Source organism: Streptomyces sp. TLI_105 (assembly GCF_900105415.1).
Taxonomy (GTDB): Bacteria; Actinomycetota; Actinomycetes; order Streptomycetales; family Streptomycetaceae; genus Streptomyces.
On record NZ_FNSM01000001.1, the window covers coordinates 2,446,073 to 2,471,489 of the forward strand.

Consider the following 25,417-nt stretch of genomic DNA (forward strand, 5'->3'; position numbering starts at 1 on the left):
TGAGGGTGGTTTCGGCCGGTGAGGCGCGGGTGCGGCCTCAGCTGCCGGGGAGTTCGAGGTCGCTCTTGTTGAGCTCCTCGATGTTCACGTCCTTGAAGGTCAGGACACGGACCTGCTTGACGAACCTGGCGGGCCTGTACATGTCCCAGACCCAGGCGTCGGCCATGCTGACCTCGAAGAACACCTCGCCCTGCACCGAGTGCACCTGCATCTCGTAGTCATTGGTGAGGTAGAAACGTCGCTCGGTCTCGATCACGTATTTGAACAGTCCGACGACGTCGCGGTACTCCCGGTAGAGCTTCAGCTCCATCTCGGTCTCGTACTTCTCGAGGTCCTCGGCGCTCATGGCATGTTCCCCTTCAGCCGTGCGTCCCCCTATTGTGCGCCAGTCGTACGCGCCCCTAAACGATTTCCGGGGCGAGAACCACCGGCGCACCCGGAGGTCCCTCGTCGAGCAGCGTGCGCAGCAGCTCGGCGAGTCTGGTCGGGTACACCGTCTCACGGGCCGCCGACAGTTCGGCGGAGGTCCACCATCTCAGCCCCGCGAGACTCCGGGTCTCCAGTTCCGTGAGGGCCTGCGGCCGGGGGGCGGCCCCCGTCCCGCGGACGCGGGCCAGGTAGTACCACTCGTCCTGGTCCCAGCGGCGCCCGTCGAAGGGGAAGGAGCAGTACCGCTTCCAGAGCACGGGGCCGAGGTCGACCTCGGTGATGCCGGTCTCCTCCGCGAGTTCGCGCAGCGCCGCCTCCTCCCGGGTCTCGTCGCCCTCCACGCCGCCGCCGGGGGTGAACCACCAGGCGTCGTCCGGGTCGTCGGGCTCGTGGCCGTGCAGGAGCAGGATGCGGTCGTCCGGGTCGAGCAGGACGACGCGCGCGACCCGCCGCCGTCCGGAGCCCGCTTCCGGTACGGGTTCCGGGCCCGCCGAAGGCCCCGGCCCCGAAGCCTCCGCGTCCGTCATGCCCCCACCTTCTCGCGTGCGCCCGGCCGCGTCCCGTCGGACCGGCGGGTCAGGCGGCGCGCCACCGGCCCGTACGCCGCCCCCACGAGGATCAGGGCGGTGCCGGCCGTGACGGCCGTGAGGAGCGCCTTGAAGGGGCCCGGCCGCGAGATGCCGCCCGGGAGGCCGGCGAAGCCCGTGGGCGGCTCCAGGAGCCCCTTGGCGGGCCAGACGACGGCGTCGACCCTGCCGACGACCGTGGAGCGGGGCACGGAGCCCTGGCCGGCCTCCTCCATGTGCGTACGGGAGTCCAGCGAGACGTGCCGGTCGTCGCCGAGCAGGAAGAGGTTGCCCGGGGGGACCTTCACGGAGAAATCCTGGCCCGAGGCGACCGTGCGGCCGCCGGGTCCTGGCCGCAGGTACGGCTCGTCGACGGGCTCGCCGTTCACGGTGAGCCGCCCGTCCCGGTCGCAGCAGGCGACGGTGTCGCCGCCGACGGCGGCGACCCGCTTGACCATGGGCGAGGAGCCCCAGAGGGGGTCGGTGAAGACGACGACGTCACCGCGCCGCACCTCGTCGCCGTCGATCCGCTGGGCGAGGATCTTGGACCCGACGTCGAGGGTCGGGGTCATGGAGTCGGTGGGGACGGTGTACGGCTGGTAGAGCACGGCTCCCCAGACGAACCCGCCGAGGAACAGCACACAGCCGACGGCCACGGCCAGCCCCGACAGCACGCTGCCGAGGCGGCCGTGGCCGCCCTTGGTCCGTATGGTTCCGCTCATGTGCGCACCCCGTAGGTCTGTCGGCGGACCGCAGGTCTGTCGACGGTCCGGGACGGCACCCTACCCGCGGGTCGCTACTCGGCGGTATGCCGTGCGGCCTGCTTCTTCCGGCGCCACAGCACCAGCGGGAGCGCCCCGGCGAGACCGGCCGCTCCGGCGGGGGCGGCGGCCATGGCCTTGTTGAGCGCGGGCTGGTCGAAGACGTCGGGCACGGGGAGCGTGGCCCAGCGGGTGACCGGCCAGGCGATCACGACGGCGCGGCCCACGACCTCGTCGTTCGAGACGGTGCCGCCGCCGGGGAGCTGCTGGTGGAAGCGGGAGTCCAGGGAGTTCTGCCGGTTGTCGCCCATGACCCAGATCCGGTCCTTGGGGACCTTGATCGGGCCGAAGGAGTCCTGGCAGGGCACCGCGCCGGGGGCGAGGTACGCGCTCTCGTCCAGCGCCACGCCGTTGAGGACGACCTTGCCGCCCTCCTTGCAGGAGACGGTGTCGCCGCCGACCGCGATGACGCGCTTGATGAGGTCCTTCTCCTCGGCGGAGGGCATGAGGCCGATGAAGCTGAGGAACTTCTGCACGATGTTCGGCTTGGGCGTCTCCTGGTTTTCCAGCCAGCCGCCCGGGTCGTGGAAGACGACGACCTCGCCGCGCTCGGGCTCGGAGCCGAACCAGGGGGTCAGCTTGTCGACGAGCACCCGGTCGCCCTTCTGGAGGGTGTTCATCATCGATTCCGAGGGGATCGAGAACGCCTGCACCAGGAAGGTCTTGATCAGCAGGGCGAGCACCAGGGCGATGCCGACGAGGAGGGGCAGCTCCTTCCAGAAGGAACGCTGCTTCTTCGGGGGCCGGCCCGGCCCCCGGACCGCTTCGTCGTCGCCCTCGCCCGGCGCACCGCCACCCGGCGGCTGCGCCTGCTCGTCACCCGTCACGTCGCCACCCGCCGTGTCATCGCCGAAGGCCCCGTCGGCCCTCTCCTCGGGCCCATCGTGTCCGGATCGTGCGCCGACGGCCAAATCCCCCACATCCACTCCTCAGTCCGTGCGAACGCCGGTCCCGGGTCAGGGACAGGCCCACCACTCCCATAACGAGCAGAAGTTCCGCAGGGGTCGGGAGCCCGGGCAATCCGTTCAGATTGCGCGGGGACACACTATGCGACGGACCTGACGCGGTCCCGGCACCGGCTCCACCGTCCGGCACGGCGGAGAAGGTCTCCCGCTGCTCCAGCGTGCGCCAGTGTCCGAAGGGCCAGGCGATCACCACGGCACGCCCGAGGATCTGCTCCTCGGAGACGGTGCCGTGGTCCTTCTCGTCGAGGTGGAAGCGGGAGTCGGCCGAGTCGGACCGGTGGTCGCCCATGACGAAGACGCGGCCCTGCGGGACCTTCACCTCGAAGGGGATCTTCGACGGCGGGTTCCCGGGATGCAGGTACGGCTCGTCGAGCGGCACGCCGTTGACGCTGATCCGTCCGTCCGCGCCGCAGCAGCGGACGGTGTCGCCGCCGACGGCGACGACCCGTTTGATGAGGTCCCGGTCGTCGGCCGAGGGCAGCAGGCCGATGAAGGTCAGGGCCTGCTTGGCCTGCTTGACGCCGATCGGGTCGTCGGCGGCCGGCGCGGCCTCCTGCTGGAGCCAGTTGCCGGGGTCCTTGAAGACGACGACGTCGCCGCGCTCGGGATGCGAGCCGAACCAGGGCGTGAGCTTGTCGACGAGGACCCGGTCGTCGATCCGGATCGTCTGCTCCATGGAGCCGGAGGGGATGACGAACGCCTGGACCAGGAAGGTCTTGAGGACGAGCGCGATGAGCACGGCCACCGTGATCAGGACGGGGATCTCCCGGATCGCGGAGCGCTGCCGGCGCCGCTTGACCTTGCGGGCGAGCCTGCGGCGCTCGGCCCGTCCGGGCAGGGCCGCGCCCTGTCCGGCGGCGGGCCCGCCGGGCGGACGGCCCCGGCTACCCATGGGCTCCCGCTCCGTGTCCGTCGGCCGACGGGGCCGGTACGGCGGCGAAGGCGTCGGTGCCGGGCACGGTGGACCAGCGGCCGAAGGGCCAGGCGATCCAGTCGGCGCGGCCGACGACCTTGTCGACGGGGACCATGCCGCCGCCGGCGCTGCCGAGGTGGTCGCGGGAGTCGCTGGACTGGCTGCGGTGGTCGCCCATCACCCAGAGCCTGTCCGGCGGGACGACGATGTCGAAGGGCACGCTGGAGGGACGGTCGCCGAGCATCACGTACCGCTCCTCGACGGGGGTGCCGTTGACGGTGAGCCGGCCGTCCTTGTCGCAGCAGACGACCCGGTCGCCGCCGGTGCCGACGACCCGCTTCACGAAGTCGGTCTCGTCGGGCTCGGCGAGGCCGAGGGCGGCCGCCCCGTCGTGCAGGAGTCCGGTGACCGGATTGCCCCGGGGCTGCTCCTCCACGAAGGAGCCGGTGCCGTCGAAGACGACGACGTCACCCCGGGCCGGCTCGTTGCCGAAACGGTACGCCAGCTTGTTCACGAGGATCCGGTCGCCGACCTGGAGCGTCGGCTCCATGGAGCCGCTGGGAATCAGGAACGGCTGGATGACGAAGTGGCTCAGGAGCAGCAGGAAGGCCACGCAGGCGCCGCCCACGAGGGCGGTGCGCCGCCAGGAGGGGGTGCGCCCGGAGTCGTCGGGAACGCGCGCGGAGCGCGACCCCTCCTCCGTGTCGGAAGAGGGATCGCGCTCCGTGTGCTGTGCTTCGGTGTCCATCGCTGGCAGAGCCTATCCGGCCCGTCTGTGCGAGGAATCGGAAGCGTGGGGCGTGCCGGGAGCCGGGGCTCAGCGGTCGCGCTTCTCCTTGATCTTGGCAGCCTTGCCGCGCAGCTCACGCAGGTAGTAGAGCTTGGCGCGACGGACGTCACCGCGGGTCACGAGCTCGATCTTCTCGAAGATCGGGCTGTTCACCGGGAAGGTGCGCTCGACGCCGACGGAGAACGAGACCTTGCGGACCGTGAAGGTCTCGCTGACGCCCGAACCCTGGCGGCGGATGACGACGCCCTTGAACTGCTGGATACGGGAGCGGTTGCCCTCGATGACGCGCACGTGGACGTTCACGGTGTCGCCGGGGCGGAAGGCGGGGAGGTCGGAGCGGAGCGCGCCCGCGTTGACCTGGTCGAGCAGGGAGGCCATGGAGGTCTCTTTCCTCGCTGATGCCACAGGTCATCAGCGGTACGTTCGAATGATTGGGGGCGTCGTACGTCTCCGGCGGCGTCGTTCCCCCTGTGGCAGGGGCGCACGCCGGACGGACGACAGCGGCCTATTCTTCCACGCCCTCGACCTTGCGCCAAAATCGGCCGCCGGGCTCGGGCGCCCACCCCATCATCGAGAGGACCTCGCGGTCCTTCTTGTCGAAGGCGGCGGGGTCGCAGCGTTCGATGAGGTCGGGCCGGTTGGCCGCGGTGCGCCGGAAGGCCTCGTCGCGCCGCCAGCGGGCGATCTTGCCGTGGTGCCCGCTGAGGAGGACGTCGGGGATGGCCCGGCCGCGCCACTCGGGGGGCTTGGTGTAGACGGGGCCCTCCAGGAGGTTGGCCATGGCGCCGGGGGCGAAGGAGTCGTCCCGGTGGGACTCGGCGTTGCCGAGGACGCCGGGCAGCAGGCGCGCGACGGCCTCGGTGACGACGAGGACGGCCGCCTCGCCGCCGGCGAGGACGTAGTCGCCGATGGAGACCTCGTAGACCGGCATCCGGGTCGCGTACTCGTCCATGACCCGGCGGTCGATGCCCTCGTAGCGGGCCGGCGTGAAGATCAGCCAGGGCCGCTCGGAGAGCTCGACGGCGAGTTCCTGGGTGAAGGGGCGGCCGCTGGGGGTCGGGACGACGAGGACCGGGCCGTGCGCCCCGGCCTCGTAGCCGTCGGCGAGCGTCTGGTCGAGCGCGTCGCCCCAGGGCTCGGTCTTCATGACCATGCCGGGGCCGCCGCCGTAGGGGGTGTCGTCGACCGTGTTGTGCCGGTCGTAGGTCCAGTCCCGCAGGTGGTGCACATGGACGTCGAGCTGCCCACGCGCGCGTGCCTTGCCGACGAGGGAGACGTTCAGCGGTTCGAGGTACTCGGGGAAGATCGTGACGACGTCGAGCCTCATGCCTGCTCCTCGGCGGCCTCGTCGCCGTCGTCGCGGGAGGAGACGATCTCGGCGCGGTCGTCGATCAGGCCGGGCGGCGGGTCGATCACGGCCCGCTGCTCCTCCAGGTCGATCTCGGTGACGATCTCCTCGACGAAGGGGATCATCAGCTCGGTGCCGTCGGGGCGCTCGACGATGAAGAGGTCCTGGGACGGCAGGTGGGAGATCTCGGTGATGCGGCCGATCTCGGTGCCGTCGGCGAGGACGACGTCGAGGTCGATCAGCTGGTGGTCGTAGTACTCGTCCTCCTCCTCGGGCATCTCCGTGGGGTCGACCTCGGCGATGAGGAGGATGTTGCGCAGGGCCTCGGCGGCGGTGCGGTCGCGGACGCCCTCGAAGCGCAGCAACAGTCGGCCGCTGTGGACGCGGCCGGTCTCGATGGTCAGCGGCCCGGCGGAGGCCGGGTCGGTGAGGAGTACGGCACCGGGGCCGAGCCTGAGCTCGGGCTCGTCCGTCCGCACCTCGACGGTGACCTCGCCCTTGATGCCGTGGGCGCGGCCGATCCGCGCGACTACCAACTGCACTGCTCCACACTCTCCTGTCACACAGCTCGTACGTACGACAACGGGCCGGGGTGGGCTCTTCAGCCCTCCCCGGCCCGTGCCGGCACAACTAAGGTGATGCTGCCGACCTGCTCAGCGGACCTGGTCCACGTCGACGAGGTCGACGCGGATCCCCCGGCCGCCGATGGCGCCCACGACGGTGCGCAGCGCACGCGCGGTGCGGCCGTTGCGGCCGATCACCTTGCCGAGGTCGTCGGGGTGGACCCGGACCTCCAGCACGCGGCCCCGGCGCAGGTTGCGCGAGGCGACCTGCACCTCGTCGGGGTTGTCGACGATGCCCTTCACGAGGTGCTCGAGAGCCTCCTCGAGCATGATCAGGCCTCGGTCGACTCGGTGGACGCGGCCTCGGCCTCGTCAGCCTTCTTGTCGGCCTTCTTGGCCTTCGGGGTGATGGCCTCACCCTTGTCGTCGCCGCTCTCGAGGGTCTTCGCGAACTCGTCGAACGAGGCGCGCTTCGCCTCCTTCGTGGCGGGGACGAGCAGAGCCTTCTCGGGGGCCGGCAGACCCTTGTGCTTCTGCCAGTCGCCGGTGAGCTTCAGGATGGCGAGAACCGGCTCGGTCGGCTGGGCGCCGACGGACAGCCAGTACTGCGCACGCTCGGAGTCGACCTCGATACGCGACGGGTTGTACGTCGGGTGGTAGAGGCCGATCTCCTCGATCGCGCGACCGTCACGACGGGTGCGCGAGTCGGCGACGACGATGCGGTAGTGCGGCTGGCGGATCTTACCGAGGCGCTTGAGCTTGATCTTGACTGCCACTGGAGTGGTGTCTCCTGGTCTTGACGTGGTTGGGCACTTGAGATGCCACGTGGGGTTGCGGTACTCGGATGCCCGATGGACGCGTCAGCCGGAGGAGAGAGGGGTCCTGTGCGACTGTCGAGTACAGCTAGCCATTGTGCCACACGCCGCCGACTCAGTTGGCGGCGCCCACTGTCTCGGGGATGCGGAAGGGCTTGCCGCAGCCGCCGCAGACGATCGGGGCCTGGGCCAGCACCGACGGCACCACGCGCACGTTCCGTCCGCAGTCGCAGACGGCCTTGACGCGCACGCCGCCGCCCGAGGAGCCGTGCCGGGCGGCCGGTCCGCGGAAGGAGCGCTTGGTGTCGGCGGCCGTGGCGACCGTGTGCGCCTTGAGGGCGCGCTGGAGCCGCTCGATGGTGGGCCGGTAACGGCGCCTGGCCTCGGGGTTGAGCGTGACCAGGGAGAAGCCGCTGCTGGCGTGCGGCTCCTCGGGATGGTCGAGGCCCATCTCCTCGGCGATCGCGAGGAATCTGCGGTTGTGATAGCGGCCGGCGCGGGAGGTGTCGCGGACACCTCGGGCGGCGGCGATGCCGTGGACTGCCTCGTGGAGCAGTCTTTCGAAGGAGAGTTCGGCGCCGCAGGCGGACGAGGACTCTCCGATCAGGGACTCGGGCGCGGCAAGATCGGGCAGCTCGGGGTGGTGCCGCTGAATGTCGGCCCACGCCTGTGCCAGCTCTGCGGCGAGAACAGGTGGTGTCGTGCTCACGTCGCGTACAACGAGCCGAAGTGCCCCCGGGTTCCATTCCGGGGCATCCCAAATATTTTGCACGTACCCGTCAGTTTCCCTTGATGTGTCCCGACGCGGGGCCAGTGCCCCGATCTGCGGAGGAGTCACGCAGGGAACGTCAAGCCGGTGCGTAGTAGCGCATACGCCCCGCGCGTGGCCGCGGTCCGCGCGCCCCCTGAAGGGCCGGAGCGGCCCGGGGAAACCGTGGCGAGCACACTACCGGCTCCCCACGCAAGGCGGCGCACCGCCCTCCCCCGGGTGAATGGTCCGGCGCGACCACTGGACGCGGCCCGGGATGCGCAGTTCCCTGGCTACGGGGGGCTGTCGTCCGAGTACGGATTGGGGCGCTTTTCCATGACACCTACGCTCGTCCCGCACCACCCCGCGCGCGACTGGGCCGAGATCCAGGAACGGATGCTGGTCCCGCTCTACGAGGCGGTGTACGACCGCCTGGACGTGGGCGCGGGTTCCCGGCTGCTCGGCCTGGGCTGCGGCTCCGGCCTGGCCCTCCTGATGGCCGCGGCGCGGGGAGCGCGGGTCGCCGGCGTGGACCGGGACCACGCGCGCGTGGAGCTGGCGAGGGAGCGGCTGCCGGAGGACGTCACGGTCACGGAGGAACCCCCGGAGGACCTGCCGTACGACGTGATCACGGCCTTCCACGTGAGGGACGGGATCCTCCCCGAGCTCCGGGCGCTCACCCGTACGGCCCAATCGGGCACCGCCGTCGTCCTCGCCGACTGGGGGCCGCCGGAGCGGTGCGCCACGGAGCCGGTGCTGCGGGTCGCGGCCAGGCTCGCGGACCGCGGGCCCGTGCCGGGGATCGACCTGGACGCGCTGGTCGCCGGGGCGGGGCTGCGGCCGGCCGGCTCGGGCCGGGTGGCCTGCCCCTTCGGATACGCGGACGGGGCCAGCGCGGTGCGCGGGCTGCTGTCGACGGGCGTCTTCGACGAGGCCGTCCGTGCGACGGAACCCTCGCAGGTGGAGAAGGAGATCGAGGAGGCACTCGCCCCGTACGTCCGCCCGGACGGGACGGTGTGGATGCCGAATGTCTTCCGGTACGTGGTCGCCAGGGTGCCGTAGTCCATCAGGTCTGGATCCGGGATGTCGGATCCAGGATGTCGGATCCAGGATGTCGGATCCAGGATCCGGGGATGTCGGATCCAGGATCCGGCCCGCCCCCCTCAGACCGACTCCTCCCCCGCCCTCCGACGCGCGATGCCCGCCGCGCGATAGGCCGCGTCCTCCTCCAGGGTCTCGTTGGCCAGGAGCGCCTCGGCCAGGGCGTCCAGTCGGTCGCGGTGCTCGCGGAGCTGTCGTACGGCGCTCTCGTAGCACTCGTCGACGATGCGGCGCATCTCCTCGTCGACGGTGTCGAGGGTGGCGGGGGCGGCGGAGAGCCCGTACGCCTGCTGGGCGTCGCTCGGGATGGCGGTGAGGCGGCCGACGCGTTCGCTCATGCCCCAGCGGCCCGCCATGCCCCGGGCGATGTTGGTGACCTGTTCGAGGTCGCTCTCGGCGCCGGTGGTGATGACGCCGAAGACGACCTTTTCGGCCGCCATCCCGCCGAGGGCGCCGATGATCCGGCCGCGCAGGTAGTCCTCGGTGTAGGCGTACTTGTCGGCGTCGGGGGTCGACAGGGTGACACCGAGGGCCCGGCCGCGCGGCACGATGGTGATCTTGCGGACCGGGTCGGCGCCGGGCTGGAGCATGCCGAGCAGGGCGTGCCCGCTCTCGTGGTACGCGGTCCGGCGCCGCTCCTCCAGGGGCATCACGAGGGGCCGCTCGGCGCCGAGCTGGACCTTCTCCAGGGCGTCGGACAGATCGGACCGGGTGACGGCCTTCTGCTCGCGCTTGACCGCGAGGAGGGCGGCCTCGTTGGCGAGGTTGGCGAGCTCGGCGCCGGTCATGCCGGGGGTGGTCCGGGCGACGTGCTCCAGGTCGACGTCCTTGGCCAGCGGGATCTCCCGCGTGTGGATCTTCAGGATGGCCTCGCGGCCGCCCCGGTCGGGCGGGTTGACGTGGACGATCCGGTCGAAGCGGCCCGGCCGGGTGAGGGCCGGGTCGAGGACGTCGGCGCGGTTGGTGGCGGCGAGGACGATGACTCCCTCGGAGCCGGTGAAGCCGTCCATCTCGGTGAGGATCTGGTTGAGGGTCTGCTCGCGCTCGTCGTGCCCGCCCATTCCGGCGCCACCGCCCCGGGCCCGGCCGATGGTGTCGATCTCGTCGATGAAGATGATCGCGGGGGCGACCTTGCGGGCCTCGGCGAACAGCTCGCGGACGCGGGAGGCGCCGACGCCCACGATCATCTCGATGAACTCGGAGGCGGAGGCCGAGAAGAACGGCACCCCGGCCTCGCCCGCGACGGCCCGGGCCAGCAGGGTCTTGCCGGTGCCGGGAGGGCCCGCGAGGAGCACACCGCGGGGCATCTTGGCGCCCATCTCGCGGTAGGCCTGCGGGTTCTTCAGGAAGTCGACGACGTCGTTGAGCTCGCCCTCGACCTCGTCGATGCCGGCGACGTCCTCGAAGGTGGTGCGCTTGCCGCCCTCCAGCTCGACCGGTTTCGGCGGCTGCTTGCGGCCGAGCATGCCACCCGCTCCGCCCATGCCCGCGCGCATCCGGCGGGCGATGAACACCCACAGCACGACGAGCAGCAGCATCGGCGCCAGCGAGATCAGGAGATTGGCGAGGAAGCTGCGCTCCTGGACGACGGGCCGGGCGGTGACGGTGACGTTCTGCTTGGTCAGCTGCGCCCACAGGTCGTCGTCGGCGAAGGCCGGCCGCTGGGTCTGGAACTTGGTGTAGTCGCCCTCGCCGTCGGGAACGGGCTGCTTGTTCTTCAGCTGCCCCTGGATCGCGTCGCCCTTGGAGTAGATCTTGGTGACGTTCCCGGCGGCGACCTGCTTGTCGAACTCGGTGTACGAGATCGTCGGCCCGTCGCCCTCGTTGAAGAACGACAGCACGATGTTGGCGATCAGGTACACGACGAGCGCGGTGAGGATGAGGCTGCCCCAGCCTCCCGGCATCCTCTTCTTCGGCGACGGGGGCGGCGGGGCCCCTTCCGAGCGCCAGGGCTGATCGGTCCGGTCGCGCGGGGGTACGGGGTTGGCCACGTGGCTCTCCTCGGGGCGGCAGTGGCCCCAGTATCGAAGAGCGGGACAACTCGGGCATCGCGGGCAGTCCGGAGGGATGAAAAGGGGCCCGGGGCGGTTTCGCACCGCCCCGGGCCCCTCACACCGGACCGATCAGCCCATGAACTTCTTGAACTCCTCCGGGAGCTCGAAGTCCTTGGGGGTCTGCCCCGCCGCCGGGAGGCCGAACGCGCCGCCCGCCTGCGCCTGCTCGCGGCGCTCGGCCGCGGCCTGCTCCTCGGCCTTCCGCTTCATCGGGTTGCCGCTCTTGCGCTTGCCCTTGGCCTGCTTGACCTGCTTCTTCTGCCGGCCGGGGCCGCCGCCCATGCCGGGGATGCCCGGCATCCCCGGCATGCCGCCGCCCTGCGCCATGCGGGACATCATCTTGCGGGCCTCGAAGAACCGCTCGACCAGGCCCTTGACCGCGCTGACCTCGACACCGGAACCCTTGGCGATACGGGCACGCCGGGAGCCGTTGATGATGGTCGGGTCCTGGCGCTCGGCCGGGGTCATCGACTTGATGATGGCGCCGATGCGGTCGACCTCACGCTCGTCGATGTTGGCGATCTGCTCCCGCATCTGGCCCATGCCGGGCAGCATCCCGAGCAGCTTGGAGATGGAGCCCATCTTGCGGACCTGCTCCATCTGGGCGAGGAAGTCGTCCAGCGTGAAGCCCTCGCCCTTCTTCGAGGCGAGCTTCGAGGCCATCTTGGCGGCCTCTTCCTCGTCGAAGGTCTGCTGCGCCTTCTCGATGAGGGAGAGCATGTCGCCCATGCCGAGGATGCGGGACGCCATGCGGTCCGGGTGGAACGCGTCGAAGTCGTCCAGCTTCTCGCCGTTGGAGGCGAACATGATCTGCTTGCCGGTGACGTGCGCGATGGAGAGCGCGGCACCACCGCGGGCGTCGCCGTCGAGCTTGGAGAGCACCACGCCGTCGAAGCCGACGCCGTCGCGGAAGGCCTCGGCGGTGTTGACCGCGTCCTGACCGATCATGGCGTCGACGACGAAGAGGATCTCGTCCGGGCTGACGGCGTCGCGGATGTCCGCGGCCTGCTGCATCAGCTCCTGGTCGATGCCGAGGCGGCCGGCGGTGTCGACGATGACGACGTCGTACAGCTTGGTCCGCGCGTACTCGATCGAGTCCTTCGCCACCTGGACCGGGTCGCCGACGCCGTTGCCGGGCTGCGGGCCGTAGAAGGCGACGCCGGCGCGGTCGGCGACGACGGAGAGCTGGTTGACGGCGTTCGGGCGCTGGAGGTCACAGGCCACGAGCAGCGGGGAGTGGCCCTGGCTCTTCAGCCAGAGACCGAGCTTTCCGGCGAGGGTGGTCTTACCGGCGCCCTGGAGACCGGCGAGCATGATCACGGTCGGCGCGGTCTTGGCGAACCGCAGTCGGCGGGTCTCGCCACCGAGGATGCCGATGAGCTCCTCGTTGACGATCTTGATGACCTGCTGGGCGGGGTTGAGGGCCTGGGAGACCTCCGCGCCCAGCGAGCGCTCCTTGACCTGCTTGATGAAGGCGCGGACGACCGGAAGGGCGACATCCGCTTCGAGCAGCGCGATACGGATCTCGCGCGCGGTGGCGTCGATGTCCGCCTCGGACAGACGGCCCTTGCCGCGGAGGTTCTTGAAGGTCGCTGCAAGGCGGTCGGAGAGGGTATCGAACACGGCGGTCGCGGATCCTCGGTGTCGGGGGCGGTCGGATTGCCCTCCAGGGTATCGGGCCGCTCGAAGTGTGTGCCCCCGCCCGCCGAATCCGGCGCCGGGGGCGGTGCGGGTCACGCCCTCACCGCAGCGCCTCCTCCAGCGCGCGGGCCAGGTCGATCGCCTCCTCGTCCGGCAGCAGGGAGCCGTCCGGGCGGGTCACGTACAGGGTGTCGACGGCGTTGGCGCCCAGGGTGGAGACGTGGGCGCTGCGCACCCGTACCGTCGCGCCCTCCAGGGCCCGGCCGATGCGGTGGAGGAGGCCCGGGGCGTCCTGGGCACGGACCTCGATCACGGTGGCGAGGCGGGAGTCGGCGGCGGCGACGGTGACGCGGGGCGGCGGGGCGGCCAGGCCCCGGCGGCGGGGGTAGGCGGCCTCGCGTTCGGCGAGGCGGGCGGGGATGTCGAGGGAGCCCTCCAGGGCGCGGACGAGGTCGGCGCGGAGGCGGGCGGCCTCGGGCAGGGAGCCGTACTCGGCGGCGACGCGCCAGTCGAGGACGAGGACGGAGCCGGAGCCGGAGCCGAGGCCGCTGGGGAGGTCGACGGCACGGAGGTCGGCGGCGCGGACGGTGAGGCGGTGGAGGGCGAGGACGCCGGCGACGGCGGGGAGGACGCCGGGCTGGTCGGGCAGGGCGATGAGGAGTTCGACGCCGACGGGCTCGGGTCCCTCGGGTTCGGTTCCCTCCGACTCCGCGACGACGGGCTCGGTGCGCAGGGCCAGGACCGGTTCGCCGGTGCGCAGGGCCTCGATCGCGAGCCGTTCCTGTTCGGCGCTGGGGGCGGCGGCCTCGGGGTCGGGCAGGGGTGCGCCCGCCAGGACGCCGGCGACCCGTTTGACCAGGTCGGCCACGAGCGAGGCGCGCCAGGAGGACCAGGCGGCGGGGCCGGTGGCGAGGGCGTCGGCCTCGGTGAGGGCGTGCAGGAGCTCCAGGGTGCCGAGGGTGCCGACGGCGGTGGCGACGGACTGGACGGTGGCGGGGTCGTCGAGGTCGCGCCGGGTGGCGGTCTCGACGAGGAGCAGGTGGTGCCGGACGGCGGTGGCGATGACGGCGGTGTCGGTGCGGTCGAAGCCGATGCGGGCGGCGAGGTCGCGGGCGATGGTCTCGCCGGCGACGGAGTGGTCGCCGGGCCAGCCCTTGCCGATGTCGTGGAGGAGGGCGGCGACGAGGAGGAGGTCGGGGCGGCCGACGCGGCGGGTCAGCGAGGAGGCGCGTACGGCGGTCTCGACGAGGTGCCGGTCGACGGTCCAGGTGTGGACGGGGTTGCGCTGGGGGCGGCAGCGGACGCGCTCCCAGTCGGGCAGGAGCCGGGTGACGATCCCCTCGGCCTCCAGGGCCTCCCAGACGGGGACGGTGGCCTCGCCCGCGCCCAGGAGGGTGACGAGTTCCTCGCGGGCCTCGGCGGGCCAGGGCACCGGGAGGGGTTTGGCGGCGGCCGCGAGGCGGCGTACGGCGTGCGGGGAGATCGGGAGGGCGGACTGGGCGGCCGCGGCGGCGGCCCGCAGGGGCAGGACGGGGTCGCGTTCCGGCCGGGCGCCGCGGGCGAGGACGGCCTCGCCGTCCATCTCTACGACGCCCTCGGCGAGCGGGGTGCGCTCGACGGGCGGCTTCGCGCCGCCGCCTCCCCGGCCCAGGAGGGTGCGGAGCCGGGGACGGGCCGAGCGGGCCTTGAGGACGCGGTTGACCTCGCGCCAGGTGACGTCGGTGGCGTACGAGATGGTCCGGGCGGCCTCGTACACCTCGCGGAGCAGGGTGTCGGCGTCGAGGAGGCCGAGTCCGGTGGCGACGGCGTCCTGTTCCTGGAGGGCGAGCCGGTCGGTGGCGCGGCCGGTGGCGAGGTGGAGGGCGTCGCGGGCGTCGAGGAGGCGGCGGCGGGCGACGTCGAGGCCTTCGCGGGGGGCGTCGGCGAGCCAGGAGGCGGCGACGGCGCGCAGGACCTGGGCGTCGCGGAGTCCGCCCCTGGCCTCCTTGAGGTCGGGTTCGAGGAGGTACTGCAGCTCCCCCGCGCGTTCGGCGCGCTCCCGGCAGAGGGCGTCGAGTTCGGGGAGGCGCCGGGGGGCCTGGTTGCGCCAGTCGGCGAGGACGGTGGTGCGCAGGGCGGCGACGAGTCCGGCGTCGCCCGCGACGGTCCGGGCGTCGAGGAGGCCGAGGTGGGCCTTGAGGTCCTCGCCCGCGGTGGCGCGGGCTTCGGCGGGGGTGCGGACGGAGTGGTCGAGGGCGAGCCCGAGGTCCCAGACGGGGTACCAGATCCGGTCGGCGAGGGCGGCGACGGCGGCCTTGTCGGCGGTGCCGTCGTGGAGCAGGAGGAGGTCGAGGTCGCTGCGCGGGGAGAGTTCGGCGCGCCCGTAGCCGCCGACGGCGACGAGGGCGGTTCCGCGGGGCGGCGCGGCGGCGGCGAAGAGGCCGGCCAGCCAGTCGTCGGTGAGCCGGGCCAGGGCGGCACGGCGCGGCGGCCCGGGCCGCTCCTTCTCCTGGAGGAGGAGCAGCCGGGCCGCCGCGTATCCGCCGGGTCCCGATTCTTCGGTCGTGTCGCTCGTGTCGAGGTTCGTCACCCGGCGGCTCCCATCCGTGCTTACAGTGCGTCCGGACCGCGCTCGCCGGTGCGGACCCGTACGGCGGTCTCGACCGGCACGCTCCACACCTTGCCGTCTCCGATCTTGCCGGTCCGGGCGGCCTTCACGACGACGTCGATGAGCTGTTCGGCGTCCTCGTCCTCGACGAGTACCTCGATGCGGATCTTGGGAACCAGGTCGACGGTGTACTCGGCGCCCCGGTAGACCTCGGTGTGGCCGCGCTGGCGGCCGTAGCCGCTGGCCTCGGTGACGGTGAGGCCGTGCACGCCGAACGCCTGGAGGGCCTCCTTGATCTCGTCGAGCCGGTGCGGCTTCACGACCGCGGTGATGAGCTTCATGCGTCCACCTTCTTGTTCTCGCTCAGGACGGGCGTCGCCAGGGCGGTGCTGCGTCCGGTGATGCCGCCGCCGGCTCCGCTGAAGTCGTACGCGGTCTCGGCGTGCTCGACCTGGTCGATGCCGGAGACCTCGTCGTCCTCGCTGACCCGCATCCCCATCGTCCTGTCGATGATGAGGGCGAGGACCGCGGAGGCGATCAGAGAGTAGGCGAGGACCGCGAAGACTCCGACGGCCTGCTTGCCGAGCTGGTCGAGGCCGCCGCCGTAGAAGAGGCCCTTGGCGTCGGACTGGACGCCGCCGGTGGCGAAGAAGCCGACGAGGAGGGAGCCGACGATGCCGCCGACGAGGTGGACGCCGACGACGTCGAGGGAGTCGTCGTAGCCGAACTTGTACTTGAGGCCGACGGCCATGGCGCACAGGAGGCCGGCGATCGCGCCGATCGCGATGGCGCCGAGCGGGGAGCAGGAGCCGCCGGAGGGGGTGATGGCGACGAGGCCGGCGACCGCGCCGGAGGCGGCGCCGAGGGTGGTGAAGGAGCCGTGGCGGACCTTCTCGTACGCGAGCCAGGCGAGCATGGCGGCGGCGGTGGCGACCTGGGTGTTGACGAACATCACGGCGCCGACGCCGTCGTCGTTGCCGAGCCAGGAGCCGGCGTTGAAGCCGAACCAGCCGAACCAGAGGAGACCGGCGCCGAGCATGACCAGCGGGAGGCTGTGCGGGCGCATCGGGTCCTTCTTGAAGCCCACGCGCTTGCCGATGACGAGGATGACGCCGAGGGCGGCGGCGCCGGCGTTGATGTGGACGGCGGTGCCGCCGGCGAAGTCGATGACGCCCATCTCGAAGAGCCAGCCGCCCGCGCCCCAGACCCAGTGGGCGACGGGGAAGTAGACGATCGTGACCCAGAGGGTGATGAAGAGGGCCCAGGCGGTGAACTTGACGCGGTCGGCGAGGGCACCGCTGATGAGGGCGGGCGTGATGACCGCGAACATCAGCTGGAAGACGGCGAAGACGTAGACCGGGATGGTGTAGCCGTCCCAGAGCTCGGTGATGCCGATGCCGCTGAGGCCGACGTACTCGGAGGACCAGCCGATCAGCGAGCCCGAGTCGGCGCCGAAGGCGACGCTGAAGCCGAAGAGCACCCAGAGGATCGTGACGATCCCGAGGCTGATGAAGCTCATCATCAGCATGTTGAGGGTGGACTTGACGCGGACCATGCCTCCGTAGAAGAAGGCGAGTGCCGGGGTCATCAGCATGACCAGGGCGGAGCAGATGAGCATGAACCCGGTGTTGGCGGCAGACAGCTCGGGGGCGTCTGCTGCCAGGGTCGTGATGGCTGATGCCATCGGCGTCTCCTCGTCGTCGAATGCGGCCTGTGCGGGGCGGGGCCGGGGAGCGTCCGGCCCTGAGGGGTGGCCGGTTATGCGCCAGAGATTCGCGCAGCGCGGTTTCCGCCGATGCCGCTCGATGTTTCGCGGCGGTGACGAAGGAGTGGGGTGTGTTACGCGGCCGTGAACGGCCGTGTCGGTGCGAGGGGGCGTCCCCGCGCTCCCCCGGGGAAAAGAAACCGGCCGCGCCGGGCGTCCGTGTGACCTTGCGGCGGGGGAGCCGAGTCGGGCTTTACGGGACGGCCGGCGCGGCCGGGGTCTGTGCGGGCCCCGAAGCGGGGCCGGGGCGGGGCCTGGGGGCCCAGGAGAGGGGGTCAGACCGCTTCGGCGGCCTCGGGGAGGAGCTGGGTGAGCCGGTCGGTGAGCTGGACGACCTCGGAGACGTCGCTGTAGTTGCGGGCGGCGTGGTCGACGGTCTTGCGGAGCCTGGTGTTGACCCGCTCGGAGCGGATGCTGCGGGCGACCCCGAGGGCCTTCTCGGCGAGGACCACGGACTGCTCGGGCTCGCGCTTGAGGAGGTGGACGGTGGCCATGCCGATCAGGTTGAGCGCGTACGACCGCTGGTGGTCGGGGTCCTTCTCGAAGAGCTCGACGGCCCGCTCCATGACGGGCTCGGCGAGCGAGGCGTAGGTCGGGGAGCGGCCGGCGACGTAGGCGAGGTCGCGGTAGGAGTGGGAGTTCTCGCCGTTGAGCTCGGCCTCGGAGAAGAAGCCGATCCAGTCGGGCTCGGGCTCGCCGTCGAGGCCGACGTCGGCGAAGGTGTCCTCGGCCATCCGGACGGCCCGCTTGCACTTGGAGGGCTGCCCCATGTTGGCGTAGGCGCGGGCCTCCATCGCATACAGCATGGCCTGGGTGCGGGCGGTGGCGCAGTCCCGACTGCCGTACTGGGCGAGGTGGATGAGTTCGAGGGCGTCGTCGGGCCGGCCGAGGTGGATCATCTGGCGGCTCATGGAGGAGAGGATGTACGAGCCGAGGGGCTTGTCGCCGGCCTCCTTGGCGGCGTGCAGGGCGAGCACGAAGTACTTCTGGGCGGTGGGCTGGAGGCCGACGTCGTAGCTCATCCAGCCGGCGAGCTCGGCGAGCTCGGCGGCGCAGGTGAAGAGGCGCTTGGCGGTGGCGACGGGCTGGGGCTCCTGGAGGAGGTCGGTGACCTCGTGGAGCTGGCCGACGACGGCCTTGCGGCGCAGTCCGCCGCCGCACTGGGCGTCCCACTTGCGGAACATGGCGGTGGTGGACTCCAGGAGGTCGAGCTCGACCTCGGAGAGCCGGTTGGGGCGGCGGGGGTCCACGAGGGGCTCGGGGCGCTCGGGGCGCTCGGTGTCGCCGACGGGGGTGGGGACGAGCCAGCGTTGCATCGGTTCGATGAGGGCGGGCCCCGCGGCGAGCTGGAGGGAGGAGCCGAGGAAGCCCCGGCGGGCGAGCATGAGGTCGCTGCGGGAGAACTCGCTGAGCAGGGCGACGGTCTGCGGGCCGGCCCAGGGCAGGTCGACGCCGGAGACGGAGGGCGACTGGTGGGCGGTGCGCAGCCCGAGGTCCTCGATGGCGACGACGGAGCCGAAGCGCTCGGAGAAGAGCTCGGAGAGGATCCGCGGGATCGGCTCGCGGGGCTGCTCGCCGTCGAGCCAGCGGCGCACGCGCGAGGTGTCCGTGGAGATGTGGTGCGCGCCCATCTGGCGCGCCCTGCGGTTCACTTGGCGTGCCAGTTCGCCCTTCGACCAGCCGCTGCGCACGAACCACGAGCCCAGCTGCTCGTTCGGGCGCTTGCCGGCAGTCGTACCGTCTGCGCCGTTGCCGCTCACTGGAACGCCCCCATCCACCTGATTACCTGTCGTCCGAACCCCTATCAGAATGCCGCCTCTCACGGCACCCGTCCGACGTTCGTCCTCCTTCGAACTGGAAACCGGGTTGCCTCCGGCATACCCACGCGTGCAAGCGGCCCCGGGGTTCGAGTACCGAAAGTAATCCTACGATCACCCCTCCACGAGGGCGATTCAAGAAACGCCACCATTCGCCACCCCTTCGAATGAACTCGCCACGCGCGGAACGCGATTCACTTGACATGCGACGAACCGGAGTCGGCGGACGGAAGCGCGGAGAGGCGTGCGCCAGGGTCCGCACCACCCCACTCACGACCGTGCGCCACGCCCGGCGACGGAGCGTGACGAAGGGTGACGACGGTGCTCCGGGTCGTAACCACCGGCGCGCTCTACCCGTTGGAGGGGGCATGGGTTTCACGATCGGCGGCATTCGTGAGATGCGGTCCGGCGCACGCCGCCGCGTACGCACCACGGAGTGCACAGCGGTGGCCGAGTACACGGGACTGTGGGGCTGGGACGTCGTCCCCGGCGCGCGGGCCGTCTCCGGCCAGTGCTCCTGCGGGGATCCGGCCTGCGCGGCCCCGGGCGCGCACCCCCTCTCCTTCGCGGAACCGGTCCCGGCGGGCGCCGGCCTCGACGTCGCCACCAAGGCGTGGTCCGAGTACCCGGGCGCGACGCTGCTCCTCCCGGTCGGCCGGGCCTTCGACGTGATCGAGGTCGCCGAGGCCGCGGGCCGGCGGGCGCTGGTGCGCCTGGAGCGCATGGGGCTGCCGCTGGGCCCGGTGTGCGCGACCCCCACCGGCCGGGCGCGGTTCTTCGTCGCCCCGGGCGCGGCGGCCGAGCTGCCGCAGCTGCTGTACCGGATGGGCTGGGACGACGCCGATCTGGACCTGCACTGCCTGGGGCCCGGCTCCTACGTCACCGCTCCCCCGTCGGACCTGGGCGGGCTCGGGCCGGTGCGCTGGCTGCGGCCCCCGACGCTGGACACGGCGGGCGCGCCCCCGCAGGCCCGGCTGCTGCTCGGCACCCTGGCGTACATCTGCCACCGGACGCACTTCTGATCCCCGGCACGTCCGCTCCCTGGCGCCTCTGGCCCCCGGCACGCGGAAGGGCCCTCACCACCTGGTGGTGAGGGCCCTTCCGCGTGCCGTACGAAGCGTGCCGTACGAAGCGTGCCGTACGAGGTGTCTCCGTACGAGGTGTCAGTCGCCGATCAGGGCGTCGACGAAGGCGCCCGGCTCGAAGGGCGCCAGGTCGTCCGGGCCCTCGCCCAGGCCGACCAGCTTGACCGGGACGCCCAGCTCGCGCTGGACGGCGACGACGATGCCGCCCTTGGCGGTGCCGTCGAGCTTGGTGAGCACGATGCCGGTGATGTCCACGACCTCGGCGAAGACGCGGGCCTGGATCAGGCCGTTCTGGCCGGTGGTGGCGTCGAGGACGAGGAGGATCTCGTCGAGCGGGCCGTGCTTCTCGACGACGCGCTTGACCTTGCCGAGCTCGTCCATGAGGCCGGTCTTGGTGTGGAGCCGGCCGGCGGTGTCGATGAGGACGACGTCGGCCTTCTCGGCGATGCCCTCCTTGACCGCGTCGAAGGCGATCGACGCCGGGTCGCCGCCCTCCGGTCCGCGCACGGTGCGGGCGCCGACGCGCTCGCCCCAGGTCTGGAGCTGGTCGGCGGCGGCGGCGCGGAAGGTGTCGGCGGCGCCGAGGACGACGGACTTGCCGTCGGCGACGAGGACCCGGGCCAGCTTGCCGGTGGTGGTGGTCTTGCCGGTGCCGTTGACGCCGACGACCATGACCACGCCCGGGATGTCCTCGGGGCTCTCGGTCTTCACCGTGCGGTCGAAGTCGCCGAGGAGGGTGACGAGCTCCTCGCGGAGCAGGCCGCGCAGCTCGTCCGGGGTGCGGGTGCCGAGCACCTTGACGCGCTCGCGCAGCCGGTCGACGAGCTCCTGGGTGGGCGCGACGCCGACGTCGGCCGTCAGGAGGGTCTCCTCGATCTCCTCCCAGGTGTCCTCGTCGAGGTGCTCGCGGGACAGGAGCGTGAGCAGCCCCTTGCCGAGCGAGTTCTGGGAGCGGGCGAGCCGGGCCCTGAGCCGGACGAGCCGGCCGGCGGTCGGCTCGGGCACCTCGATCTCGGGAGCCTCGGGCTCCTCGACGAGCGGCTCCTCGACGACCGTGGCCCCGGAGGCCGTATCGGTGGGGAGTTCGACCTCCTCGACCGTGCGGCGTGGTTCCTCCCGCGGTGTCTCCGCCTCCTCGCCGACGTGCGGTTCGGCGGGCGGAGCGGTGATGGTCGGCGTGGTGGACGGCGGCTCGGCCGGCGGCAGCTGCTTCTTCTTGCGACCGCTGATCACGAGCCCGCTCGTCACGGCGACCGCGACGACCAGAGCGATGACTACAGCAAGGATGAGTTCCATAACGGGACCAGTATCGGCCACGAAGGCCCCGGAGGCGGAGCACGTACAGTGGGTGGTTCCCCCACATCTGTCCAACGGAGTACCCCTATGCCCCACGCCTCCGAAGCCGCAGGCGCGACGCACGACGGCGCGATGGAGACCCGCGGTCTCGAGCCCGTCCCCGACGCCGAGCGGACCGGCCGGGTCCGCGAGCTCTTCCCGACCTGGGTCGCGGCCAACATCAGCGTGCTGCTGCTCACCATGGGCGCCGGTCTGATCGTCTTCAACGGCCTGAACTTCTGGCAGGTCCTGACGGTGGCGATCGCGGCGCCGGTCCTCTCGTACGGGATCGTCGGTCTGATATCGATCGCGGGGAAGCGTGGCGGGGCGCCCGGCATGGCGCTGTCGCGGGCCGTGTTCGGTCAGCGCGGAAACCTTTTCCCGGGGGCGCTGATCTGGGTGGCCCGCTGGGGCTGGGAGACCATCAACGCGGTCACCGGGGCGTACGCGGTGCTGACCGTCCTCGATCTGCTCTTCGGCGTGAAGTCGAACACGCTTCTCATCGTGGTGACGCTGCTGCTCTTCGTGACCAGCACGTTCCTGGTCTCGGGTCTCGGGATCAACGCGCTGCGGGTGTGCAGCAAGTGGTCGACGTACCTCTTCGGGGCCTTCTCGGTGCTCGTCCTGGCCTATCTCGTGGCCGACACCGACTGGTCGGCGGTCTTCGACAAGCCGGCCGGTTCGACGGCGATGATGGTCGCGGGCATCGGCACGATCGCGGCCGGCGGCATCAGCTGGGTGCCCTCGGGCCCCGACTTCACGCGCTACCTGCCCCGGACGGCCTCCTCGCGGGCCATGGTCGGCTCGACGGTCGGCGGCGCCGGGATCGTGGTGCTCCCGATGGTGCTGATGGGCGCGGTGATGGCGGTGTCCACGCCGGACCTGGCCTCGGCGCAGGACCCGGTCTCCTTCATCGGCGAGCTGCTGCCGATGTGGATCTCCGTGCCGTACCTGGTGATCGCGCTGATCGGGATGGTGCTGATCAACTCGATGTCGATGTACTCGGCCGGGTTCACGGCGCAGACCCTGGGCATCAAGGTGCCGCGCGCGGCGGCGGTGAGCGTGAACGCCGTGATCAGCCTGGTCTTCGGTTTCCTCCTGATGGTCGTGGCGTCCAGCTTCATCGGTTCGTTCATCTCCTTCCTGACGCTGCTCGCGGTGGCGTTCTCGGCGTGGATCGGGGTCTTCGGCGTGGACATGCTGCGCCGGAGGTCGTACGACGCGGCGGCGCTGATGGACACCACGAGGACCAGCGCCTACTGGTACCGGGGCGGTTTCGCCTGGCAGGCGATGACGGCGTGGGCCGTGGCGCTGGCCGTGGGCCTGCTGTTCACGAAGGTCGACTGGTTCTCCGGTCCGCTCGCCTCGTCCTGGATCGGTGAGAACGGTCTGGGCTGGGCGGCGACGATCGTGGCCGCCGGCGTGTTGTACGCGGTGCTGCCGCGCACCCCGGCGAAGGTGGCGGTGGCGCCCGCCGAAGTGCGCGAGACCGTTTCCATCTGACGCCACGTCAGATAACGTCCCCCTTCCGCGCACCAGCGAAGGGGGACTTCCCATGCCGTTCAGCGTCGTACGGTTCAACCTCGTCGATCCCCGCGCGACCCCCGACTCCCTCTCGGAGCGCTACCGGGCCGCGCTCGCCATGGCCGCGTACGCCGACGAGCACGGCGTCGACACCGTGCAGACCGAGGAGCACCACGGGGTCGAGAACAACTGGCTGCCCTCCCCCTTCGCCTTCGCGGGCGCGGTCTTCGGCGCGACGCGCCGGATAGCGGTCACCGTCTCGGCGATCATCGGCCCGCTGCACGATCCGCTGCGGCTGGCCGAGGACATCGCGGTCCTGGACCTGCTGAGCGGGGGCCGGCTGGTGACGGTGGCCGGGATCGGCTACCGGCCGGAGGAGTACGAGGAGCGCGGGGTCGACTGGGGCCGGCGCGGCAAGCTCCAGGACCTGCTCCTGGAGACCCTGCTCACGGCCTGGACCGGGGAGCCGTTCACCTATCGGGGCCGTACGGTACGGGTCACCCCGCGGCCCTTCACCCGGCCGCATCCGATGCTGCTCGTCGGGGGTTCGTCGCGGGCCGCGGCGCGACGGGCGGCCCGGCTCGGGCTGCCGTTCTTCCCGAGCGCGCACCTGCCGGAGCTCGAGGAGTACTACCGGGAGCGGTGCGCGGAGTACGGCACGGAGGGCTGGACGATGATGCCGGCCGAGAAGACCCCGCTGCTGCACCTGTCGGAGGACCCGGACCGGACCTGGGCCGAGCACGGCGAGCACTTCCTGCACGAGGCGCGGACGTACGCCTCCTGGCAGTCGAAGGACATCCGCTCGGCGGTGCGGTCGACGGCGACGACGGTGGCGGAGCTGCGGGCGGAGGGGGTGTACCGGGTGGTCACCCCGGAGGAGTGCCTGGCGCTCGGCCTGGAGAGTCCGGTGCTGCACCCGCTGTGCGGCGGGATGCCGGTCGAGGAGGGGTGGCGGAGTCTGCGGCTGTTCTGCGAGGACGTGCTGCCGCGGCTCACGGCGTGAGACGGCGCACCGCCCCGGTCGCAGGCATGGGGCCTGCGGCCGGGGCGGTCGTCGCGAGGAGAGGGGCAGCGGGGATTAGCCCATCTCCTCCAACGCCTTGCCCTTCGTCTCCTTGACGTACCGCAGCACGAAGGGGATCGAGAGCACGGCGAAGACCGTGTAGATGACGTAGGTGCCGGAGAGGTTCCAGTCCGCGAGGGACGGGAAGCTGGCGGTGATGGCCCAGTTGGCGATCCACTGGGCGGAGGCGGCGACGCCGAGGGCCGCGGCGCGGATCCGGTTGGGGAACATCTCGCCGAGGAAGACCCAGACCACCACGCCCCACGAGAGGGCGAAGAAGAGCACGAAGACATGGGCGGCGACGAGGGCCACCACGCCCTGGGTCTCGGGCAGCTTGCCGTCGACGAGGTCGGCGGAGAAGGCCCAGGCCTCGAAGGCGAGGGCGATCGCCATGCCGATGGAGCCGACGAGGGCGAGCGGCTTGCGGCCGACCCGGTCGACCAGGACCATCGCGATCACCGTGCCGATGATGTTGATGATCGACGTGGTGAACGAGTAGAAGAACGAGCTGGACGGGTCGATGCCGACGGACTGCCAGAGCGTCGCGGAGTAGTAGAAGGCGACGTTGATGCCGACGAGCTGCTGGAAGACCGAGAGTCCGATGCCCACCCAGACGATGGGCAGCAGCCTGACCCTGCTCCCGGTGACGAGCAGGTCCCTGAAGGTGGACTTGTGCTCGCTGCGCATGGCCCGGTCGATCTCGGCGACGCGGTGGTCGAGGTCGACGCCCCGGCCCTCGACCTCGGCGAGGACCTCCTTGGCCCGGTCGATCCTCCCGACGGAGATGAGGAAGCGCGGGGACTCGGGGATCGCGAAGGACAGCATGCCGTAGAGGAAGGCGGGGACGACCATCACGCCGAGCATCCACTGCCAGGCCTCCAGGCCGCCGATCTCGCCGCGCTGGTCGCCGTCGGCGAGCTGGAGGATGCCGTAGTTGACCAGCTGGGAGATGGCGATGCCGATGACGATCGCGGCCTGCTGGAAGGAGCCGAGGCGGCCGCGGTAGGCGGCGGGGGCGACCTCGGCGATGTAGGCGGGTCCGATGACGGAGGCCATGCCGATGGCGAAGCCGCCGACGATCCGCCAGAGGGCGAGGTCCCAGAGGGCGAAGGGCAGCGCGGAGCCGACGGCGCTGACGGCGAAGAGCACCGCGGAGATCTGCATGCAGCGGATGCGGCCGATGCGGTCGGCGATCCGGCCGGCGGTGGCGGCGCCGATGGCGCAGCCGATCAGGGCGATGGCGATGACCTGGGCGAGGGTGCCGGAGCCGATGTCGTAACGGTGCCGGATCGCCTCGACGGCGCCGTTGATGACGGAGCTGTCGTATCCGAAGAGGAATCCACCCATCGCGGCGGAGGCCGTGATGAAGATGACGTGGCCGAGGTGGTCCGGGTGGGCGGCTCGGCCTTCGGAAGGCGGCGGCGTGGGCGCCTGCGCGGTGTCGGTCACATGGACTCCTCGGTGGGGGGCGAGCCCTTCCAGTGGCG

The 25,417-nt window shown here is 71.6% G+C and carries 24 protein-coding genes; 4 read left to right on the forward strand and 20 right to left on the reverse strand.

Annotation, left to right across the window (positions count from 1 at the left end; genetic code table 11):
• Nucleotides 1-37: 37 nt before the first annotated feature.
• The 12 genes from BLW86_RS10975 to BLW86_RS11030 all read right to left on the reverse strand — a co-directional run bounded on the left by BLW86_RS10975 (nucleotide 38) and on the right by BLW86_RS11030 (nucleotide 7,919).
• A complete protein-coding gene (locus BLW86_RS10975; protein WP_005311352.1) occupies nucleotides 38-346 on the reverse strand; it encodes a DUF2469 domain-containing protein in 309 nt (102 codons plus the stop codon).
• Nucleotides 347-401: 55 nt separating this feature from the next.
• A complete protein-coding gene (locus BLW86_RS10980; protein ID WP_256341280.1) occupies nucleotides 402-956 on the reverse strand; it encodes an NUDIX hydrolase in 555 nt (184 codons plus the stop codon).
• Nucleotides 953-1,717: a signal peptidase I gene (lepB, locus tag BLW86_RS10985; protein WP_093873873.1), complete on the reverse strand. Its 765-nt coding sequence runs from the start codon at nucleotides 1,715-1,717 to the stop codon at nucleotides 953-955. The genes BLW86_RS10980 and lepB (BLW86_RS10985) overlap by 4 nt, the downstream gene beginning before the upstream one ends.
• A gap of 74 nt (nucleotides 1,718-1,791) precedes the next feature.
• The gene (gene lepB, locus BLW86_RS10990) at nucleotides 1,792-2,727 is read right to left on the reverse strand and encodes a signal peptidase I (RefSeq protein WP_093873874.1); all 936 of its coding nucleotides are present in this window, start codon (nucleotides 2,725-2,727) and stop codon (nucleotides 1,792-1,794) included.
• Complete coding sequence (gene lepB, locus BLW86_RS10995; protein WP_093873875.1) at nucleotides 2,660-3,673, reverse strand: signal peptidase I; 1,014 nt, start codon at nucleotides 3,671-3,673, stop codon at nucleotides 2,660-2,662. The genes lepB (BLW86_RS10990) and lepB (BLW86_RS10995) overlap by 68 nt, the downstream gene beginning before the upstream one ends.
• On the reverse strand, nucleotides 3,666-4,442 hold the full coding sequence (gene lepB, locus BLW86_RS11000) for a signal peptidase I (RefSeq protein WP_093873876.1): 777 nt from the start codon (nucleotides 4,440-4,442) through the stop codon (nucleotides 3,666-3,668). The genes lepB (BLW86_RS10995) and lepB (BLW86_RS11000) overlap by 8 nt, the downstream gene beginning before the upstream one ends.
• A 69-nt stretch (nucleotides 4,443-4,511) precedes the next feature.
• Nucleotides 4,512-4,862 (reverse strand): 50S ribosomal protein L19, encoded by a 351-nt coding sequence (gene rplS, locus BLW86_RS11005; protein ID WP_093873877.1) that lies wholly within the window; start codon nucleotides 4,860-4,862, stop codon nucleotides 4,512-4,514.
• 127 nt (nucleotides 4,863-4,989) lie between these two features.
• Nucleotides 4,990-5,811, reverse strand: a complete 822-nt coding sequence (trmD, locus tag BLW86_RS11010; protein WP_030690643.1) for a tRNA (guanosine(37)-N1)-methyltransferase TrmD — start codon at nucleotides 5,809-5,811, stop codon at nucleotides 4,990-4,992.
• Nucleotides 5,808-6,374 (reverse strand): ribosome maturation factor RimM, encoded by a 567-nt coding sequence (gene rimM / locus BLW86_RS11015; protein ID WP_093873878.1) that lies wholly within the window; start codon nucleotides 6,372-6,374, stop codon nucleotides 5,808-5,810. Before rimM ends, trmD begins: the two co-directional genes overlap by 4 nt.
• Before the next feature lie 111 nt (nucleotides 6,375-6,485).
• Nucleotides 6,486-6,725, reverse strand: coding sequence for an RNA-binding protein (locus BLW86_RS11020; protein ID WP_020868149.1), 240 nt, complete (start codon nucleotides 6,723-6,725; stop codon nucleotides 6,486-6,488).
• Between the two features lie 2 nt (nucleotides 6,726-6,727).
• Nucleotides 6,728-7,171, reverse strand: coding sequence for a 30S ribosomal protein S16 (rpsP, locus tag BLW86_RS11025; protein WP_053644511.1), 444 nt, complete (start codon nucleotides 7,169-7,171; stop codon nucleotides 6,728-6,730).
• Nucleotides 7,172-7,325: 154 nt separating this feature from the next.
• The gene (locus BLW86_RS11030) at nucleotides 7,326-7,919 is read right to left on the reverse strand and encodes a hypothetical protein (protein ID WP_030690647.1); all 594 of its coding nucleotides are present in this window, start codon (nucleotides 7,917-7,919) and stop codon (nucleotides 7,326-7,328) included.
• A 375-nt stretch (nucleotides 7,920-8,294) separates the two neighbouring features.
• Here BLW86_RS11030 and BLW86_RS11035 point away from each other — a divergent pair, with 375 nt between their 5' ends.
• Nucleotides 8,295-9,020 (forward strand): methyltransferase domain-containing protein, encoded by a 726-nt coding sequence (locus BLW86_RS11035; protein WP_093873879.1) that lies wholly within the window; start codon nucleotides 8,295-8,297, stop codon nucleotides 9,018-9,020.
• 101 nt (nucleotides 9,021-9,121) lie between these two features.
• Here BLW86_RS11035 and ftsH read toward each other — a convergent pair whose 3' ends face one another.
• The 6 genes from ftsH to BLW86_RS11065 all read right to left on the reverse strand — a co-directional run bounded on the left by ftsH (nucleotide 9,122) and on the right by BLW86_RS11065 (nucleotide 18,866).
• Nucleotides 9,122-11,050: an ATP-dependent zinc metalloprotease FtsH gene (ftsH, locus tag BLW86_RS11040; protein ID WP_093873880.1), complete on the reverse strand. Its 1,929-nt coding sequence runs from the start codon at nucleotides 11,048-11,050 to the stop codon at nucleotides 9,122-9,124.
• 132 nt (nucleotides 11,051-11,182) lie between these two features.
• A complete protein-coding gene (ffh, locus tag BLW86_RS11045) occupies nucleotides 11,183-12,736 on the reverse strand; it encodes a signal recognition particle protein (protein ID WP_093873881.1) in 1,554 nt (517 codons plus the stop codon).
• Between the two features lie 118 nt (nucleotides 12,737-12,854).
• The gene (locus BLW86_RS11050) at nucleotides 12,855-15,323 is read right to left on the reverse strand and encodes a [protein-PII] uridylyltransferase (RefSeq protein WP_093873882.1); all 2,469 of its coding nucleotides are present in this window, start codon (nucleotides 15,321-15,323) and stop codon (nucleotides 12,855-12,857) included.
• A 20-nt stretch (nucleotides 15,324-15,343) separates the two neighbouring features.
• Nucleotides 15,344-15,682 carry a P-II family nitrogen regulator gene (locus BLW86_RS11055; protein WP_015036464.1) on the reverse strand — a complete coding sequence of 113 codons (339 nt, stop codon included), beginning with the start codon at nucleotides 15,680-15,682 and terminating at the stop codon, nucleotides 15,344-15,346.
• The gene (locus BLW86_RS11060; RefSeq protein WP_093873883.1) at nucleotides 15,679-17,025 is read right to left on the reverse strand and encodes an ammonium transporter; all 1,347 of its coding nucleotides are present in this window, start codon (nucleotides 17,023-17,025) and stop codon (nucleotides 15,679-15,681) included. Before BLW86_RS11060 ends, BLW86_RS11055 begins: the two co-directional genes overlap by 4 nt.
• Nucleotides 17,026-17,381: 356 nt before the next feature.
• Nucleotides 17,382-18,866, reverse strand: coding sequence for a transcriptional repressor NsdA (locus BLW86_RS11065; RefSeq protein ID WP_093873884.1), 1,485 nt, complete (start codon nucleotides 18,864-18,866; stop codon nucleotides 17,382-17,384).
• A gap of 425 nt (nucleotides 18,867-19,291) precedes the next feature.
• Between BLW86_RS11065 and BLW86_RS11070 the strand changes: the two genes are divergently transcribed.
• Complete coding sequence (locus tag BLW86_RS11070) at nucleotides 19,292-19,945, forward strand: bifunctional DNA primase/polymerase (protein ID WP_093873885.1); 654 nt, start codon at nucleotides 19,292-19,294, stop codon at nucleotides 19,943-19,945.
• Nucleotides 19,946-20,086: 141 nt separating this feature from the next.
• On the opposite strand, the gene ftsY is transcribed toward BLW86_RS11070, so the two are convergent.
• Nucleotides 20,087-21,304 (reverse strand): signal recognition particle-docking protein FtsY, encoded by a 1,218-nt coding sequence (gene ftsY, locus BLW86_RS11075; protein WP_093873886.1) that lies wholly within the window; start codon nucleotides 21,302-21,304, stop codon nucleotides 20,087-20,089.
• A gap of 87 nt (nucleotides 21,305-21,391) precedes the next feature.
• On the opposite strand from ftsY, the gene BLW86_RS11080 reads away from it, so the two are divergent.
• Both BLW86_RS11080 and BLW86_RS11085 read left to right on the forward strand, forming a co-directional pair.
• Entirely contained in the window at nucleotides 21,392-22,846 is a 1,455-nt protein-coding gene (locus BLW86_RS11080) for a cytosine permease (RefSeq protein ID WP_093873887.1), read from the forward strand.
• A 52-nt stretch (nucleotides 22,847-22,898) separates the two neighbouring features.
• Nucleotides 22,899-23,870, forward strand: coding sequence for an LLM class flavin-dependent oxidoreductase (locus tag BLW86_RS11085; RefSeq protein WP_093873888.1), 972 nt, complete (start codon nucleotides 22,899-22,901; stop codon nucleotides 23,868-23,870).
• A gap of 75 nt (nucleotides 23,871-23,945) precedes the next feature.
• Here the strand turns inward: BLW86_RS11085 and BLW86_RS11090 are convergent, their stop codons facing one another.
• Nucleotides 23,946-25,379 carry a sugar porter family MFS transporter gene (locus BLW86_RS11090; protein ID WP_093873889.1) on the reverse strand — a complete coding sequence of 478 codons (1,434 nt, stop codon included), beginning with the start codon at nucleotides 25,377-25,379 and terminating at the stop codon, nucleotides 23,946-23,948.
• Nucleotides 25,380-25,417: the final 38 nt, after the last annotated feature.

Excerpts from the sequence above, each read along its gene's own strand:
- BLW86_RS10975 (WP_005311352.1), bottom strand. The coding sequence starts at position 346 with ATGAGCGCCGAGGACCTCGAGAAGTACGAGACCGAGATGGAGCTGAAG.
- BLW86_RS10980 (WP_256341280.1), bottom strand. The coding sequence starts at position 956 with ATGACGGACGCGGAGGCTTCGGGGCCGGGGCCTTCGGCGGGCCCGGAA.
- lepB (WP_093873873.1), bottom strand. The coding sequence starts at position 1,717 with ATGAGCGGAACCATACGGACCAAGGGCGGCCACGGCCGCCTCGGCAGC.
- lepB (WP_093873875.1), bottom strand. The coding sequence starts at position 3,673 with ATGGGTAGCCGGGGCCGTCCGCCCGGCGGGCCCGCCGCCGGACAGGGC.
- lepB (WP_093873876.1), bottom strand. The coding sequence starts at position 4,442 with ATGGACACCGAAGCACAGCACACGGAGCGCGATCCCTCTTCCGACACG.
- rplS (WP_093873877.1), bottom strand. The coding sequence starts at position 4,862 with ATGGCCTCCCTGCTCGACCAGGTCAACGCGGGCGCGCTCCGCTCCGAC.
- trmD (WP_030690643.1), bottom strand. The coding sequence starts at position 5,811 with ATGAGGCTCGACGTCGTCACGATCTTCCCCGAGTACCTCGAACCGCTG.
- BLW86_RS11020 (WP_020868149.1), bottom strand. The coding sequence starts at position 6,725 with ATGCTCGAGGAGGCTCTCGAGCACCTCGTGAAGGGCATCGTCGACAAC.
- BLW86_RS11035 (WP_093873879.1), top strand. The coding sequence starts at position 8,295 with ATGACACCTACGCTCGTCCCGCACCACCCCGCGCGCGACTGGGCCGAG.
- BLW86_RS11055 (WP_015036464.1), bottom strand. The coding sequence starts at position 15,682 with ATGAAGCTCATCACCGCGGTCGTGAAGCCGCACCGGCTCGACGAGATC.
- BLW86_RS11060 (WP_093873883.1), bottom strand. The coding sequence starts at position 17,025 with ATGGCATCAGCCATCACGACCCTGGCAGCAGACGCCCCCGAGCTGTCT.
- BLW86_RS11070 (WP_093873885.1), top strand. The coding sequence starts at position 19,292 with ATGGGTTTCACGATCGGCGGCATTCGTGAGATGCGGTCCGGCGCACGC.
- ftsY (WP_093873886.1), bottom strand. The coding sequence starts at position 21,304 with ATGGAACTCATCCTTGCTGTAGTCATCGCTCTGGTCGTCGCGGTCGCC.
- BLW86_RS11080 (WP_093873887.1), top strand. The coding sequence starts at position 21,392 with ATGCCCCACGCCTCCGAAGCCGCAGGCGCGACGCACGACGGCGCGATG.
- BLW86_RS11085 (WP_093873888.1), top strand. The coding sequence starts at position 22,899 with ATGCCGTTCAGCGTCGTACGGTTCAACCTCGTCGATCCCCGCGCGACC.